The 15,443-nt window shown below is 63.7% G+C and carries 21 protein-coding genes and 1 pseudogene; 7 read left to right on the top strand and 15 right to left on the bottom strand.

Features of this window, described 5'->3' with window-relative positions; translation table 11 throughout:
* Positions 1-2: 2 nt before the first annotated feature.
* Entirely contained in the window at positions 3-548 is a 546-nt protein-coding gene (locus ACERK3_16325) for a hypothetical protein (GenBank protein ID MFA9479850.1), read from the bottom strand.
* Positions 506-1,285, bottom strand: a complete 780-nt coding sequence (locus tag ACERK3_16320; GenBank protein MFA9479849.1) for an RNA polymerase sigma factor — start codon at positions 1,283-1,285, stop codon at positions 506-508. Before ACERK3_16320 ends, ACERK3_16325 begins: the two co-directional genes overlap by 43 nt.
* An 843-nt stretch (positions 1,286-2,128) precedes the next feature.
* On the opposite strand from ACERK3_16320, the gene ACERK3_16315 reads away from it, so the two are divergent.
* The 3 genes and pseudogenes from ACERK3_16315 to ACERK3_16305 all read left to right on the top strand — a co-directional run bounded on the left by ACERK3_16315 (position 2,129) and on the right by ACERK3_16305 (position 3,075).
* Entirely contained in the window at positions 2,129-2,311 is a 183-nt protein-coding gene (locus tag ACERK3_16315; protein ID MFA9479848.1) for a hypothetical protein, read from the top strand.
* A pseudogene (locus tag ACERK3_16310) lies at positions 2,305-2,580 on the top strand (IS1 family transposase). The gene ACERK3_16315 and the pseudogene ACERK3_16310 overlap by 7 nt, the downstream one beginning before the upstream one ends.
* 15 nt (positions 2,581-2,595) lie before the next feature.
* Entirely contained in the window at positions 2,596-3,075 is a 480-nt protein-coding gene (locus ACERK3_16305) for a type II toxin-antitoxin system RelE/ParE family toxin (GenBank protein ID MFA9479847.1), read from the top strand.
* 337 nt (positions 3,076-3,412) lie between these two features.
* Here the strand turns inward: ACERK3_16305 and ACERK3_16300 are convergent, their stop codons facing one another.
* Entirely contained in the window at positions 3,413-3,760 is a 348-nt protein-coding gene (locus ACERK3_16300) for a helix-turn-helix domain-containing protein (protein ID MFA9479846.1), read from the bottom strand.
* A gap of 110 nt (positions 3,761-3,870) precedes the next feature.
* Here ACERK3_16300 and ACERK3_16295 point away from each other — a divergent pair, with 110 nt between their 5' ends.
* Entirely contained in the window at positions 3,871-4,434 is a 564-nt protein-coding gene (locus ACERK3_16295; GenBank protein ID MFA9479845.1) for a hypothetical protein, read from the top strand.
* 41 nt (positions 4,435-4,475) lie between these two features.
* Here the strand turns inward: ACERK3_16295 and ACERK3_16290 are convergent, their stop codons facing one another.
* Positions 4,476-4,976, bottom strand: coding sequence for a DUF1778 domain-containing protein (locus ACERK3_16290; GenBank protein MFA9479844.1), 501 nt, complete (start codon positions 4,974-4,976; stop codon positions 4,476-4,478).
* Between the two features lie 222 nt (positions 4,977-5,198).
* On the opposite strand from ACERK3_16290, the gene ACERK3_16285 reads away from it, so the two are divergent.
* Together ACERK3_16285 and ACERK3_16280 are read left to right on the top strand one after the other, a co-directional pair.
* Positions 5,199-6,146 carry a hypothetical protein gene (locus ACERK3_16285; protein ID MFA9479843.1) on the top strand — a complete coding sequence of 316 codons (948 nt, stop codon included), beginning with the start codon at positions 5,199-5,201 and terminating at the stop codon, positions 6,144-6,146.
* Positions 6,147-6,606: 460 nt separating this feature from the next.
* Complete coding sequence (locus ACERK3_16280) at positions 6,607-7,713, top strand: hypothetical protein (GenBank protein ID MFA9479842.1); 1,107 nt, start codon at positions 6,607-6,609, stop codon at positions 7,711-7,713.
* A 791-nt stretch (positions 7,714-8,504) separates the two neighbouring features.
* On the opposite strand, the gene ACERK3_16275 is transcribed toward ACERK3_16280, so the two are convergent.
* Positions 8,505-9,086, bottom strand: a complete 582-nt coding sequence (locus tag ACERK3_16275; GenBank protein ID MFA9479841.1) for a DUF4230 domain-containing protein — start codon at positions 9,084-9,086, stop codon at positions 8,505-8,507.
* A gap of 43 nt (positions 9,087-9,129) precedes the next feature.
* Between ACERK3_16275 and ACERK3_16270 the strand changes: the two genes are divergently transcribed.
* On the top strand, positions 9,130-9,309 hold the full coding sequence (locus tag ACERK3_16270) for a hypothetical protein (GenBank protein ID MFA9479840.1): 180 nt from the start codon (positions 9,130-9,132) through the stop codon (positions 9,307-9,309).
* A 32-nt stretch (positions 9,310-9,341) separates the two neighbouring features.
* Here the strand turns inward: ACERK3_16270 and ACERK3_16265 are convergent, their stop codons facing one another.
* The 10 genes from ACERK3_16265 to ACERK3_16220 all read right to left on the bottom strand — a co-directional run bounded on the left by ACERK3_16265 (position 9,342) and on the right by ACERK3_16220 (position 15,417).
* The gene (locus ACERK3_16265) at positions 9,342-9,635 is read right to left on the bottom strand and encodes a hypothetical protein (GenBank protein MFA9479839.1); all 294 of its coding nucleotides are present in this window, start codon (positions 9,633-9,635) and stop codon (positions 9,342-9,344) included.
* Between the two features lie 69 nt (positions 9,636-9,704).
* Positions 9,705-9,983, bottom strand: coding sequence for a hypothetical protein (locus ACERK3_16260; GenBank protein MFA9479838.1), 279 nt, complete (start codon positions 9,981-9,983; stop codon positions 9,705-9,707).
* Positions 9,980-11,011: a hypothetical protein gene (locus tag ACERK3_16255; protein MFA9479837.1), complete on the bottom strand. Its 1,032-nt coding sequence runs from the start codon at positions 11,009-11,011 to the stop codon at positions 9,980-9,982. Before ACERK3_16255 ends, ACERK3_16260 begins: the two co-directional genes overlap by 4 nt.
* A 74-nt stretch (positions 11,012-11,085) precedes the next feature.
* Positions 11,086-12,615, bottom strand: coding sequence for an AAA family ATPase (locus tag ACERK3_16250; GenBank protein MFA9479836.1), 1,530 nt, complete (start codon positions 12,613-12,615; stop codon positions 11,086-11,088).
* A 61-nt stretch (positions 12,616-12,676) separates the two neighbouring features.
* Positions 12,677-12,886, bottom strand: a complete 210-nt coding sequence (locus ACERK3_16245; protein ID MFA9479835.1) for a DUF2997 domain-containing protein — start codon at positions 12,884-12,886, stop codon at positions 12,677-12,679.
* On the bottom strand, positions 12,883-13,254 hold the full coding sequence (locus tag ACERK3_16240; protein ID MFA9479834.1) for a DUF1257 domain-containing protein: 372 nt from the start codon (positions 13,252-13,254) through the stop codon (positions 12,883-12,885). Before ACERK3_16240 ends, ACERK3_16245 begins: the two co-directional genes overlap by 4 nt.
* Positions 13,255-13,388: 134 nt before the next feature.
* On the bottom strand, positions 13,389-13,589 hold the full coding sequence (locus ACERK3_16235; protein MFA9479833.1) for a hypothetical protein: 201 nt from the start codon (positions 13,587-13,589) through the stop codon (positions 13,389-13,391).
* Positions 13,590-13,713: 124 nt separating this feature from the next.
* Entirely contained in the window at positions 13,714-14,409 is a 696-nt protein-coding gene (locus ACERK3_16230) for a ThiF family adenylyltransferase (GenBank protein MFA9479832.1), read from the bottom strand.
* 56 nt (positions 14,410-14,465) lie between these two features.
* Positions 14,466-14,894: a DUF6573 family protein gene (locus ACERK3_16225; protein ID MFA9479831.1), complete on the bottom strand. Its 429-nt coding sequence runs from the start codon at positions 14,892-14,894 to the stop codon at positions 14,466-14,468.
* Positions 14,884-15,417: a hypothetical protein gene (locus ACERK3_16220; protein MFA9479830.1), complete on the bottom strand. Its 534-nt coding sequence runs from the start codon at positions 15,415-15,417 to the stop codon at positions 14,884-14,886. The genes ACERK3_16225 and ACERK3_16220 overlap by 11 nt, the downstream gene beginning before the upstream one ends.
* Between the last annotated feature and the right edge of the window lie 26 nt (positions 15,418-15,443).

Raw genomic sequence — 15,443 nt, 5'->3', positions numbered from 1 at the left:
GCTCAGCCATCGCGTCCGCCAACCAAATCTGACCCTTTCATCGCCACAGATTTGATTTCCTTCGTCACCCACGGCTGAGCGATCACCCATTTCAGTCCTTCATCAAGTTGCGCATCCGCCAAGTCGGAAATCCGCTGGTTATGTCGAAGCAGCGCCAACGCAATACTCAAGTAATAGAGGACCGCTGCGACTTTGGCAGGCAGCGGGCCTGCGTTACCGTTGAGACTGGTTTTCGCGAAACGCTTGAAAAGCTGAAGCATCGCCACGGGTGGCGTGGGGTGATCAAGTAACGCGGCGAAACTCTGCGGCGCGTTTTGCTCCATGGTCGCCATCGACTGTTCCACATGCCCCGTATTTTTAAGATCATCGACCACGAGCTTTGCGTGCAGTTGGTGTTGAAGGATGCCCGCGAGGTCGGCTTCCAGCCAACCGCCCTCCGTTATGACGTCGAGGTCCAATAGGCAGGCCAGTCGACCCGGCTTGATTTTGTCCAGACGATCACTTGTCACGATGGCTGCTCCACTGGTTGCGCAGCGGTCCATGCCCATCGATGTCGTGAGGCTGCAAGGATTTGACGCAGATGTCGAATTTCTTCCTGGATTTCCTGCCCATCCTGCGTGTATTCACCAATCACCAGGCGAAGTTGCCTTGCAAAGCAACGCTTGGCTGTAATCAGGATGTTCGAGGCTTGCGCAGGGCTCCGTAAATTCAGTTGCTCCACCAGCTGTTCGTACGGGGGCGGCGGCGTGTCGTCGGTCAGTGGCAACAGGACACGCGCTTCAAACAGTCGCCACAGGTCTGTTCGATTCTCGTGCTGGCACTGGGATTCGAAGCGTTTGGTCGTCTCGGCCAGGACCTGCCGAGCCCACTCAAGGTCAAAGATGTCGGCCGCTTCCGAGTTGTCACGGGGGCGGTCCATGGCGTCCTGAAGCGACAGAATCTGCTGGCCGGGGGAGCGGCGATGCGTGGTCTGTTTACGCCATTGCGTGGCCAGGAAGTTGTTCAAAACGGTGAGGAGAAACGTCCGGAACCGCCCGCGTCGTTGGTCGGCATGGGCAACCAGTTCTTGCCGGATCACCTTTTCCAGAACGAACTCCTGGAGCAGATCATCCGCCGCGTCGATCGAAAGCCGGTGCGCCCGCACGAGGTAGGCGTGCATGGCGGGCAGGTAGCGTTTCAGAAACTCGATGAGCGCATCATTATCGGGTCCCGCCTCGCCTGCCCGCCGAACAAACGACCAGTGCGTGGTTGGGAAGTCGCCGTTGCCGTGCCCGTTGACGCCCATGCCTGTTCCCTGCTCTTGAGCCTCATCGGTTGGCCCTGTCTCGGCAGCCGTGCTCGGGCCCGGCGTCAGGACGTATTTGGCAAACCGGATCCGCTACACGTCGTGGCAGTCACCGCGTCAAGCGTGTCGAGCTCCCATTCGTTCGTCACGGTCCCCTGGTCTGACGGGAACGCAGTAAGAGACTGCTTAAAAAAGGCCCGGCAAGGGATAAATCCCAAGCCGAGCCCTTCCGGGGGCAAAATGGTATCCAGCACGTGTGAATGATACCCAATCCGTCTACCGCTGCAACTGAAAATTCCTTGCCGAACCTTGGCGGGGCCGCGGACATCACGCCATGCCTGGCACGCGCGTATTCGAGTGTGAAAGAATTTTGCCCCACGGCGCAGGATGTCTCCAGCCATGGCGTATAGCAACTGACGAGCCGATTAACTCCCCGGATCGACGGGGCGGCTCGATGGATCCAAGATACAGAGCCCTTCCGGGCATGTGGGAGCCCCGGGGGACTCCGGGGGCGGGGGAGCACAGCTCAAGCGCACGATGCGAATCGGGGACTTGAGCTGTGCTTTTTTAGACCAATGATGCAGGCACGTTACGTGCCGCTGTGTATCTATTTGAACCAATCGGCTTGCACCAACTTCGTAGACTTGAATTCTGACGCGTGTTCTCGGCCGTAGCTGATACCAGTGGGACCAGGGTGCAACTGCGAGCCCCATGGTTTTCCGGCCCTAAAACGCGAGGCCTTAAATCAATGGCCTCGCCACCAAGCGACGGGCCGGTAAGAAGTCGATGTCATGCCGAGCAGTTGGTTACGTTGCCCAGGCCGATTTGCGCAAAAGCCGGACCATGCGGGCAAATGACCAGCAAATGGTAGCCAGCCGACTGATGAGCGTGTATCTGCGGATGGACGCCGGCGACGGCGAGATGCATGCCGAATGTCGTCCGCAGGGCGTGGATGTCCGCAACGCGCCCGCGGGCGTCGGTCTACGCGATACCTGCGGCCCGAAGACCCGGATCGTCGTCGGTTGAGCATGCGGCGCTTCACCCGGCTGACCAACGCGTTCAGCAAGAAACTTGAGAATCACTCGCTGGCCGTGGCCATGTACTTCTTCCACTACAACTTCTGCCGGGTTCACGGCAGCTTGAAGAAGCAGACCCCCGCGATGGCCGCTGGCGTGGCCGATCACGCATGGACGCTGGAAGAAATGGTCGAATTGCTGGAGCAGGAAGAACGGGCGAAGATCGGGACCGAATCGAACAAGCGCGGCCCCTACAAAAAATCGAAAAGTTCAGACTGACCCACTACCCGCAAGCTGGATCGCACCACGCAACGGCGGATCGTTCGTTTGCTGGATCATCTGGCTGAATACCCACGTCCCGAGGGCGTGGTCAAAATGCAGGGGGAAGAGAACCTGTGGCGGTTGCGTATCGGAGACTATCAGCTGATCTACGAAGTCTACGACGATCGGCTTGTGGTGGTCGTCCTGCGAGTCGGCCATCGGCGCGAGGTGTACAGAAAAGGCAAATGTCGGGCGAAAGCCCGCCGCGCAGCAACAGTGCAGATCGAAACCCCCCGAAGCACTGCGGGGTCTTGCCGAAGCGACCCGCTGGGCCAGCAGATGTTCGAGCGCGTGTTCGCATCGCGTCGGCTCGCGATGATCACGGAAACAGTGGACGACTGTTTGAGGATGCCGAAGCGAAGGGCTACCTCGCTCAACAGCATGCCGCCGCCATCGCTGCTGATGCGTCCGTCATCGAATCGAGCCGTCACCTGCCGCCGTCCGACGCGATGAAATGGGAAGCTGCGTTGGGTACACGGTGTCACCATCGATCGGCCTCCTTGCCTGTGCTCAACTGCTGTTCACGCCAACAATTGAGCAACAAGGGCCGACCTTTTTCAAATCAACGATGAGAAATGCGTGCTAAAAGAATGGGCGTCGTCGTATTGAAGTTGAATGGGCCGCGGCCAAGGCCGCGCAACTCGGATAGGAGCCTGAACCCATCCGCCGAACACTGGCCTTGACGGACCCGGCTTCAATTAGGAGTGCAGCGCTCGGGGGGATAAGAATGTAGCGATGGGGATGACCTTGTCTCGGACTGGCGGGCGTTTGGCATGGCCTGCGGCCTGGGTCAGGCGGCATCCATCAACTCCACGCGAAGGGTCTTGCCGACGGCTCGGGCGTAGCGTTCGAGCGTATCGAGGCCGGGAGTGGTGTTCTCGCTGTTCTCAAGCCGGCTGAGATTGGATTTGGCGATGCCAGTGCGGCCGGCGAGATCGGTCAGACTCAGGCCCTGCCGTTTGCGCTCGGCGACCAGCGTGTGCAGGATGCCTCGCAGTTGCTCGTGGTGGGCGAAGACCGCCCGGCCCTGGGTCTTGATGTTTTCGGCGTCGTCGCGGTCGATCTGCTTGGCCTGGACTTTGAGCTTGCGGATTTGCTCGGGCGTGAGTTTCTTGCTGGAGCGTTGAATGTTGGGCATGGCCATCTACTCCACGTCGTAGGCGGTGATGGGGTAAGCGGTGACGCGGTCGAGCATCGTGTATACCACGGCGAGCTTGCGGCGGTGGCGCGTGTGCCGAAGGCGATCGAGTGACCGCTGCTGCGGCTGGTCTCAGTGTGGATCGGGTCGGCCAGCACGTCTTCGGCTTCGTCGGGACTGACGCCGTGCTCGGCGAGGTGTTCGACGTTGCCGTCGGCCCCTTCGATGAATGGCACCCGCTGCTCGATCAGTCGCTTGCGGTTGTAAGCGGTGACAGCGCGCCGGACAAGAACGACTGGCCCGCCCCATCGCGGATGGATCTGATCGATGTGCTTCCGCACCGTGGCAGGCGCCTCCTCGTGATTGTGTCGATCTACCATCAGCAGGCAAGGCGTGTCGTACAACTGGATCTCATGAAAGTCGTATCGATCGTGCAGGAATGGGGGCACGTGCGTCGCGCCGCGCCACGGTCTGGGTGCGACCTTCAGCCCGAGGGCATGGTCCAGGTAGGTACTGGTGTCGTGGAAGCCCACGCCGGCGGCACGCTGCGCCAGTTTCGTCACACGTCGCCCCATGTATTTCATCTGATTGCAGCGGCAGCCACAGCCGCAGCCACCTTCGGGCAGTTGCGCAGCGGCGGCTGCGTACGTTTACATCAGCCTGGCAGGCCATGATCAGCGCGATGCATCGGAGATTCGGCTCATCGGAGGATGCGCTACGCAGAAAAAACCTGCCCACGCTCAAAAGCCGCAATGGCGCCGTAGGCGAACTGCGTGCGGCGGCGTTGGGGCACGAGCTGAAGACATCCCGCGAAATAGCGACGGAACCACCCGATCACCCCCCAGATATCTTTCTCGGCTAAGAGGCTGCGCAGATCGAAGAGGGCGAGGTCCCAGTCCTCATCGGTCACGGGGTCCGGGATCAGCCATCGCACTTTTGATGCCAGCTCGAAGCCGGCCCGCGCGTATCCCTGGTGGCCCCCGCGTGCTGCGACGGCGCAAGCTGCGCGGAAAAACCCAGGCACGTCATCACCATCCTCGTGCGGAGGCATTGGCGTCGTCTGGTCCACGCGTTCCGCAGCGTCGATCGCCGCCGAGGCCACGAAGCCACTCGTGGTCATGCCCAAGGCGCGGGCGGCGCCTTCAATGGATTCTTTATCGTCGGCGTCGATGCGTATGCTCATGATTTTCTTGGGGTTGCGTTTCTTTTCGCCCATGGGGAGAGAACCTTTGAAAAATTTTAAGTTGCCAGTGTATTACACCGGCATATACTGCCAGTGTAATACACCGGTATGTGTCCCGGATGTATCGAGCCTAACGCGTGTTCATCAACTTGGGAAAGGCAATAGTGGATGAGTGCAACATCAAAACCGAAAAAATCAAAAAGAAAACGCAGCGAAGCTCAGCGCCGAGCATCTAAGGCGAACGGCCGCAAGAGCATGGGCCCTGTCACGCCAGCGGGCAAAGCCCGCTCGGCTCAAAATGCGCTGCGTCATGGCGGCTTTGCATCCGCCTCTCGTTTTGTCCTCTCGCTGATTTCGAGCGAGCGGCAACGCTACGACGGCATCGTCGCGGATCTGGCCCGGCCCGATGATGATGCTTTCGATCGATCGATTGTACGCCAGATCGCGCAGCAGACGCTCGCGCTCCAGCGGGCCCAGGACATGCCGCCTGACGCGTGGGGCGATACGCTCCCGCAGGTCCCGGACGCCGATCTGTTGGCAGACGTCCAACACAATCGACAAAAGGCCGATGTCGCGGGTCTGCTGCGAAACCAGCTGGAGCAGGATGTCGAGCGGCTCGGGCCGCCGATCGATGGCCTCGAAGCCCTCGTAGCAGACATCCTCGCCATGCCGGCGAAGCACGTGAAGGCGGCGGAGGACGAACTGGAGCAGGCGCGGCTGCAAGTCAAGGACGCGCGGCAAGCGGGCCGGGAAATCGACCCGGAACTTGAAGCGCTGGTGGCGGAAGAGGTGGACCCGGCCTCGCTGATTGATGAAGATCCGGAAGACGGATGGGAGCCGATCTCGGGAGCACGCGCGAAAGACGTCAAGCAGGTGGCTGCCATTCTTCGCGGCCAGCAGGAGATTCCGGACGCGGCCTGGCGAAGCGGACTCTGCGGCATGCTTGCAGATATGGGGGCGCAGTACCAGGTGAATATGGTCGACGCCGCTCAGCGGTTTGAAAAAACGCTGCCGGGACTTGAACTCCGGAGCGAGGCGGGAATTCACCTGATGATGCACCATCAAAAGCTTATCCAGCTGCTTCTGCAGACTGTTCAGCGGCTGCATCGCCTGCTTGAAGAGCGCCGCGAACAGCGGGACCCGTCGCGGGAACTGCATCCCGCGCCGCCCGCGATCGTTCATGGGGAGCATGACCATGGTTGAACTGACGACGGCGAAAACGAAACAGGACGAATCTCCCAAGCCACCGGCGAGTCGGAAAAAACAAATCTCGCTCCTTCGGCGACAGCGGCCGGGCCGGGCGGGCCCGGCCCCGGACGAGGGCGGGCAACCCGCTGACTCGGTCCCCCCGTCCTCACCGGCCCCGCGCGCGGCACGGCCTGCCCAGAGGACGGCGGCTCCCGCGACGTCACGCGCCTGCGGAGGTGCCGCGCCGACGACGGCTTCGTCCGTGCCGCAGGTCACGCCGCCTGTCCGTCAGGCGGGGCCGACTGGTGGAACCAGCGCCGAGACGTCAGCAGCGGCAACATCGCATGAGGCCGAGGCTCCGGCGGATCCCGCCTCGGCAACCCCACCCTCGTCTGACGTGCCGATTTCGGCGCTTGCTGATCTCGAAAGTGACGCCGTGCACCTTGCTGAATCCCTTCGCGCCGGGGCCGGAGACATGGCTTTCCCCGACCAGGTTGAGGCCATCAGCGGGCTTCTGCTGAGGGCAATCCAACTCGGGTTCGGTGATCGGGTGGGTGAACTTCACATGCTTGCTCAGATCGCGGAGATGTTGTGCGATGCAGCGCCGGAGGCGTATGCACGCGCCGTTGGCCATGGGCGCACCGGCTACGCCTTGTCGCCATGGGCGCCGCAGGGGGCCACCGCCGCCGGACGAATGCTTTTGCTGCGACCGGTCTACTTTCTGGAATGGGGGCCGATTTCACTGACCGACCGATTTGAAGCCGACCTCGCTCTCGAAACCATGGCGACGGCGCTGGCGATTCGAGAAGGCCCCTCGGGGCCGCGCACGGGCCACATGACGGCCCCGGCCGAGGACGACGCGCCCGATGCCGAGTCGTTCAGCGACAGCGTCGTCGCGCACCAGAAGAAGATTGGCCTGCTTCCAGCAGACTACGTTCTGCCGGAAGCGGAGCCGCCTGTGGAGACCGAAACCGAGGCACGGGCACGGCTGGAGTTCCGGGTCGCCACCGAGAAACTTCTGAAAGAGGCCGGCCAGCGGGTGGACCGCATTCTGGCGAAGCGTCGTCCGCAGCCTCCCACGCGCGGCATGTGGACGTGCGCGCCGGAGGTGGATCAGTCGACGCCGGACGAGGCCGTTTCACTTTCATCGTCTCACGCGCCGACGGCTATGGCGATCGGGCTTTCACGCTGGGAGCGCATGGCCGGTGCCGCCAGGCTTGAGCGAGCCCATTGTCTTCATCTGGACGTCGCGGCGGTTGCGGAGAAGGCCATGCCTCTGTCGAACGATGCACAGACACAGATGGTTTGGTCCAGCGAAAAGGGGAACGAGCCGTACGCGGTGGTCCAGGTTCGGCTTGCACGTGGCGCGATGGGCGGCCCGGCCCTTCACCTGAACTACGGTCGGCTGGATGACGTGCGCGGCAAGCGCACGTTTGAACAGATCATCCACCTTGTGCGGCCCCGCCGCAAGCCGGCGCTGGAAGCCGTGTGCCCCGGCTGCTGCACCGTGACGAGGAGTCTTTATGTTGCCCCGGGGACCGCCGATTTCCGATGCTGCGAATGCCTTGGGCTGCATCAATGACCGATGTGGAGACAGGCGGTGAAATGTCGGACAAACAACGGATGCACGGTCCTCCTTAAGGAAGGCTCCAGCGGGCAATCGGCATGTCGGGTCGTATTTGTGCGTTTCGCACCACGGAGGTTCGCAGCTTGAGCCGGCGCACCAGCGGGCATGCAGGTCGCCTCGGCGGTGATGTTTTCCTGCCGGGAACCGGGAACCTGACTAGGGTTGCTGTTTGTCGCTGGTCATTCGCGAGCCGCCCGTCTATCCAGTAGGGATAGGTGCGGCAATGAGTCGGAGCAGACACCCAACGTCTGGCATGGTTTGAAGTGATGGCGGTGCTGCGTATTGATGCTCTTTGAAAAGTGGATAGCTGGACGCGTGGTCGCCGGATGCTCGTGTTAGCGTTCGGGATGGCGGAAGCAATTCGGCGACCACGCGTATTTTTTGAATCGAACCCGGGCATGTCGGGCTGATCTTCTGGCAGGTATCTACGACCCAAACATATTTTGGACTGAAAACTGTTGTTGGGATGTCGCAGAAAACGAACCCGAGCCGCCCATTCTCCCCCGGGGATGTAAATTGGGTGATCGGCTGTGATTAAGTCTGTTTCAGGGAGCGGATTTCCCCTCAGTCCGAAGGAAACGAACCCGGCGCGGCGCACTCGCCGGTGGAGGGCGATCTCTACTTCGAGTTCGGTCATCTGCGAGGGATAAAAAAAAGAGGTGGGTTCCAGTCGCAGGTCAGGTGCTGTGTTCCGGCCGCCGGCGCACCACTGAAGGTGCACCGGACAGCCGGAAGTCGCGGCGGCCTTACGGCCGCCACTGAATCACAACATTGCTTGTCTGCGGCATGCCCAGTTGCTCACTCAGTACCGTCTCCGCCTGCTGCCGCGCTGCTTCTATGTGTTCCTCTGACGCCGCCGACGCGGCAAGCTGCTGCTGGGCGTCGCGCAGCGCCTGCTCGATCACCTGCGGCTCGCCCGCTTCGCCGGGCAGGATCAGCCACACACCGCGGCGGGCGGTGAGCACCACGCGGGAGCGGTCATGGTCGAGGTGGCTGCTGAGCACCCGCGGCTGGGCGAGCGTGAGCGTGACGGTGCCGGTGATCGGATCGGTTTCCCAACGCGCCTGCTCAAGGTCGGTCCCGACCCAGGCTTCGCCGACGGCGAGCACGACGCAGCGCACGGAGCCGCTGTAACCGGCCACGCGGGTTTCGACGAGCTGCTGGTAGGGCACCTTGAGCGTCACCAGTTCGGCGGCCTGCTGAAGCTGTTCGAGGGTGATCCACGCAGCGGTCACGGGGCGTTGCCGTTCGAGCCATTGCCAGTAAAGCAGGATCGCCATCGCCAGCACGATCACTGCCAGCAGGGCGATCAAGGTCAGTCGGATCATGAGGGGGTTGCTCCGGGGGGTCTTCCGGGGAGTCTTCCGGGGTTTGTTCCGGCGGGTGTTCCGGGAGTTGCACTTCGATGGGCATGGCGGCGGTGGCGTCGCGTTCCTGCTCCACGGCCCGGTCCACATCGCAGCGAACGAGCGTGAGCACCAGCAGGATCACGAGCACCAGGATGATGGCGGTGACAATCATCTGCATAAGCCTTCCTTGTTGGGTCAGTAGTAGTTGAAGCAGAGTCGAAGTCAGACCCTGATTTACTGCCAGTGATCGGGCTCGTGCCCGTAGGGCAGCGCCGGTTCGTGATGGCGATGGCCTCGCACGCCACTCATCCAGAGCGTGCGGGCACTGCGGACGAGCATCACCAGGCCGACGACCACCGCGATCAGGCACAGGCCAAACAGCAACACGCCGGCCAGGTGCGGGGCGGCAAGCAGCACCGTCTGCCACACGGGGGCGGTCGGCAGCAGCTGCACGCCCTGGAACAGGCCGAACAGGCACAGGGCCAGTCCCACGAGCAGGGACATCAGCGATCGGAAGAATTGTTGCATGGGTGAGATCTCCTTGAACGGAAGGGTTGAACGATTCGATAGGGGAACGTGACGCCGAACTGCGGCGGGCTACGTGTCGGCAGCCAGCTCGGGCAGGTGGCGCTCCAGCCAGCCGCGTTCGGCCGCCAGCGCCGCGCTGCGGCTGGCAAAGGGGCCGAACGTCGGCCCCTTCACCGGCGCGAGGCTGACGCGCCACCCCGTCGGCGCGCCCGGTCGGGCGACGTCGACGGGTTCCACGTGCCCGGCGCGGCGGACCTGCATCGAACCGAGCCGGTGCAGGTCGAGTCGCTCGTCGTAGAGCGTGGTTACCGCGCCGCCGGGGCCAATGATCAGGGTGAGTTGTTTCATGGCTCCTCCTTCGCCGAGGACGCCGCCGACCCGCCGGGCCGCAGGATGCGCCGGCGCGGCCGATCCACCAGCAAATCCTCCAGCGAACCCTGCACCTGCTGCAACTGCTTCGCCACGCGCTGGCGCAGCGGCTCGCTGGTGCGCAGCCGATTCGGGGCCACGCCGCGCACCACCTGCTGGGCCTGCTCGACGAGTTGATCGAGCTGCTCGTTCGAGTGGACATTGAGCTGGCGGAAGCGGTCGAAGAACGTGTGCAGGTTGCCCACTGCCGAGTCGCGAAAGATCTTCGGTTTTCCGTCGGCGTCGCCTTCCAACCGCTCGGTGAGATGGTTGACCAGTTTGCCGAATTCTTCGGTGAACGCCTGCTCAGCCAGCTGCACCGCTTCGTCGAAACGGGCCGCGACGCGCTGGCGCTCCTGCTCGAACAGCTCGGGGTTCAGCTGCTGGAGATAGCTTGGCGGCTCGACGCTGGGGAAGTCCCATTCAATGGCGAACAGGCCGGCGAGCGAGGCCGGATAGTCGCCTGGGTCATACAACCGACCGAGGCGATCTTTGGCATGCTCACGCAGTTCGCCATAGGCGCGGTCGAGCGCCGTCACCGATTCGTTGAGCTCTTCGCGCAGCTGCCTCATCTGCTGGTTGAACCGTTCGATGTCACTGCGCCGGATCAGCCGCAGCCCCGGCTCGGGATACGGCACGCTCGTGCCTTTCCAGTAGCTCACGGCCCGGCCGCGCACGGCGGTGACCGCCTTGTAGGCCGGGTGCTTGGTGTCCAGCAGTTTTTTTGCGGCGCTGAGGTACTGGCCCTCCGCGCCGAACGGATCGGCGGCCTGCTGTTTCTGATCGCCGCTGAGCGTTTTGCGCACGCCCAGCCAGCGCAGGCTCAGACGCACGGCGGTGAAGGCATGGCGGAGCTCGTGGGATGGTCCGGAGTGCGCGCCGGGTTGATTGTCCGTAGCGGCAGGGGCGCTATTCGCTGGTGAACGCGCCGCGGCGCGCGTACCGTTGCCGACGGCCAGTGTGGTCATGGTCGATTCTCCTTGATGTTCGTGGTGAATGGGAAAGACAGGACGAATGCCTGCCCACGCGAAGCGTGAATCCGTCAGTTGTCGCTGGGTCGGGCGACGCGCCGGCTGGATCGTTTCGTCGAAGCCGAACGTTGCGTGCGCTGCACCTGGTAGATCCCCGACTGCTCGGCATCGAGGCAGCGCCCGGCCGCCCAGCTGCGCAACTGCTGGACGTTCTCGTGCGCCGTCACCGCCACGGGCACGACATGCTCGGCGGCTTCATGCAGCGGCATGTCGAGCAATCGGGCGAGCCGGCAACAGGCCTTGATCTCCGCTCCGGTCCAGTTCGTATCCTCAGGCCGTTCGTGCTCCGACAACTCGAACATCGTCTGGTAGAGGTGCCAGATCGCATCCTTCTGTTCGCGGCCGGGCAGGTCGAGGAAGAAGATGCCATCGAAGCGTTCGCTGCGCGAAAACTCCGGCGGCAGCTTGGAGATGTCATTGCACGTGGCGATGAAGAACACGTCACTGGTATGGTCATTCAGCCAGGTCAGCAGCGAGCCGAACAGGCGGGCGGAGACGCCCGAGTCGGTCTGCCCGCTGCTGGCGGTGCCGGCGAGCGCTTTTTCGATCTCGTCCGCAAAGGCGATGCACGGGGACATGGCGTCCAGCGTCGCCAGCGCCCGCCGTAAATTCCCTTCCGTTTGCCCGACCAGCGAGCCCATCAGTGCGCCGATGTCCAGCGTGAGCGTGGGGCGGCCGGTTTCGCGGCCGAGGGCTTTGGCAAACGCACTTTTCCCACTGCCCGGGATGCCCAGCAGCAGCAGCCCCCGCGCCCGCACCGTCGCGTCCGAGGCACGGTTCAGCGCCTTGAGACAGAACTGCTTGAGCGCCGTCAGCCCACCGAGATCGGCGAAACGCTCGTGTCCCCGGTGCAGGTTGAGCAGGCCGCTCTTTTTCAGGGTCTGCGTCTTGAGTTCCCAGATCGCCTCGGGCTCGACCTTGCCTTCTCGCACGAGCGAGAGGGCGAACGCGCCTTCGGCTTCCAGGCGCGTGAGCCCGGCGGCGGCGTCGAGCACGCGATCGAGGTCATCGCCTTCGGGCAGTTCGCCTGCCTCGGTGGCCACGCCCTCGGCAATCTGTTTGAGCTGCTCGCGCCCCGGCAGGTCGTGTTCGATCACAACAAACAGCTTCTCCAGCTCCAGCGGGATGTTGACCACCGGCGCGAGCACCACGATGAACGTGCGCTGCTGCTTGCCCTGCACCAGCTGGTGCGCCAGCGCCTGCACGACCTCGGCACTGCCCAGCAGGCGATGCAGGTTGCTCATCACCAGCAGTGTGGAGGTTTCCGGCTGCGCCGGGGAAGACAAGGTGCCCAGCGCTCGAATGGCGGCCAACGGATCGCCGGCGGCGCTGCCAGAGATCGTGTTGCCGGGATCTTCCGAATCTGCCGTGCCGCCGGGCACCTGCAGGCCGCGGTCGATGTCCCAGTGGGCCAATGTCCATTGGTTGTCTTTGCAGAGTCGGGCGATCTCGGCCAGGGCGTCCTCGTGTTCGTGGGTCTGGATCCAGAGCCCGGTGAAGGCCGCGGCGATGTACTCGCGCAGCTTTTCGATGAGCGTCATGATGGTATTCCTTTATATAGATGCGGATGGATAGAAGCCGAACGAGACAAGCGGCGGAAGCTTATGTGCTGCTTTGCTGGTCGATCTGTTGCGAGTGATGCTGGCTCTGGTGCATCTCTGCGGTGGGCTGATCCGATTCGACCAGGCCCAGCGCCCGCTCGATGTTGCGGCTGGCGTCCCGGCACGAAGGGCCGGCAAAGCCGCGGGTTTCCAGCTTCGTCTGACCGGTGGAACTCACGGTGATCTCGATGATGCGCGAAGCTGAGGTCATCCAGAACCTCCTCCCATTTGGATCTGCAGGCGGATCGAGCCATCGGGCAGCGGCTGCTCCAGCACGCTGTGGCCGGCTTTCCGCGCTTCGAGCCGCGCCTTTTCCACGGCGTAGGCCTGAAGCAGGCGATCGAGCTGGGCTTGCTCCCCCCATGCGCCGTTGTAGTTGTCGTACTTCAGTTCCCCCGTCTGTGGCTGGGCGACGACGGGGTAACGCCAGTCAGGAAGATGCAAGATCAATCCCTCGGCCTCGCTGGCGAAGAGCTTCGCGTTTCCGCGGACCGGCTCGGCGAGGTTCAGCCTCCGGCACGCCGCGGCCAGGGCCGCAGGATCACGCACCTGTGTCTTGATGGTCACGATGTGGGACATAGTCGATGGGTCTCCATCAGGCGCAAAATTTCTTCCGGTACACACCGCATCGAAAGCGGGTTGCCCCACCGCCTCCCGTGGCGGTGGGGCAGAGCCCGCGACGATTCATGCAATCGATGCTTGATCAGCCGGGCCTACGACGCGACATGCTCGCTGTTCGTGGCGGCGTCGAGGGCGGCGAGGTCTTCGTCGGACAGCTGCTCGCCATGCACGGCCAGTGAACGGTCGACCGGGTGGTGGCACACTTGATGCTCGTCGCGCACCTGGTCGACGAGGTCACAGCCGAGCCGGCGCAGATCAGACGGTTGCAGGCGGGAAGCGGGGATGACGGTCATGACAAACACTCCTTGAATCGGAGGGTGAACAGGAAACCGGCATGACGCAGGCCACCGCCCGCGCCACGCCACGATTGGGAAAGCGGGGCGTGAGTCGAGCGACAGCCAGTGCGTTGGCTTCGATTCAGCGCGTCGTCGTCAGTTCGCCAGCAAAGAGGTTCAGGGTCTGGTCCGGCTCGACCGGCTGGCAGCGCAGGTGACGCGCCAGCTGCGCCACCATCAGCGCTGCGGCGAGATTGGCGGCGTAGATCGTCGACCGACTCGTACAGCTGCCGGCGTACGTCTGATCGGGATTGAACAGCGTGCCGCGGTAGCGGTCGTGATGGTCCGGCAGTTCGGCGGCCAGCACGCGGATCACCTCGCCGTGCATGCGGCCGTCGACCAGCAGCCGCGCATTCCCCCGCACCGCTTCGTACACCTGCCGGCGGGTGGCGATCGCATCGACGCACGCGAACACCACCGGCTCCACCGGCAGCGAGCGGCGGAACCGCCCGGACACGGCCTCGATGCTCAGGCGGCTGTGCAGCTGCCGGCACAGTGCGGCCGTGGCGTTCACCTTCTGCTGCATGACGTCGACTTCGCGGTAGCCCTGCGCCGCGAGGTTCACCGGCTCGACGTGATCCGGATCGACCAGCTGCAGGTGAGCCACGCCCAGCGCCGCCAGCTGAAGGGCGACCTGTCGGCCGATCGCTCCGACGCCAATGATGGTGCAGCGGCAGGCGGCCAGCGCTTCGGGCGGCACCAGCTCGCGTTGACGCAGGTCACGGTCGTCAGGTTGGTCCGTTGCGGGCGCAGTGGTCTTGGGGGTAATGGTTGCCATGGGAAAGTTCTCCTTGGGTTGGGGTGATTGAACGGGCGAAGCCCGGCGCGTTTGCGTCACCAGCGCTGCGGTTCGTCTGGCAACTGAAGGGTGATGACCGGGTCGCGTTGCGGCGGATCGCCGAGATGGCCGTGCGCCACCAGCTCGGCCAGACGCTCGACCTGCGGCGAAGCGAGCAGCAGCACCTTGAAGGGCATGCGCGTCAGCGGCGTGTCGGCATGACGGCGGATCACATGAGCGAGCCGGCGCAGGATCGCATGGCCCCGGCCCCGCTCGCTCTGGCCCACTTCGCGGGTGCCCGGCGGTGGGGCGATCCAGGTCAGCCACACAAGATCGGTGCAGGCGACGGGGATCGGGATGCCGACGGGGCGGGCCCAGTCGGTGAGGTCAATGAGCAGGCCGTCTTCGATCATCTGGGCGCGACTGACCTCGGGCGAATCGTCCGCATCGTGCCGACCCGGGTCCGGCGGCGGATCAGATGTCATCGGCCGGGTCTCCCTCGGAAACGGTGCGCGGTTGATCGAGTGCCCGCGCCTCGATCAGCGCCAGCGCTTCGTCCTGAATGACGAAGCGTTCGAGCCAGTCCGGGTCATCCAGCCATAGCGGATCGAACCCCACCGGCTCCAGCGTATCCGGGACACGCTGCACGCACCGCGCGTACTCGGCCTGCCATGCCTGGCGATCCGCCGCGGGAAAGTCGACATCAAAGTCGATCTTCACGGGGATCCGGCCTTCACCGCCGGGCCCCACGCCGAACCGCAGGCGGGCGTAGCGCTGACCCCCGCGAGCCAGGATGCCCATCACCGCCCAGTGGCAATCGCCGAAGACGCGGGTAAACGTCTCCTCGTCGGTGGTGCTGGGCTCGGCGCTATGACCGGGATGCGTGTGCAGCCACACGCGGAAGAACCGCTCCACCGACAGGCCGGCGTCGAGTTGCTGCTCGAAGTAGTCGGCCACGGCTTCATCGTCGAAGGCGACGGTCACGGTCGTGGCGGTCTGCTTCACCATTGCCAGGTCAACGATCAGCAGCGGGT

It is taken from the genome of Phycisphaerales bacterium AB-hyl4, assembly GCA_041821185.1.
Taxonomy (GTDB): domain Bacteria; phylum Planctomycetota; class Phycisphaerae; order Phycisphaerales; family Phycisphaeraceae; genus Natronomicrosphaera; species Natronomicrosphaera hydrolytica.
The sequence above is the reverse complement of the archived record's forward strand: the minus strand, read 5'-3'. Positions and strand labels throughout refer to the sequence as shown.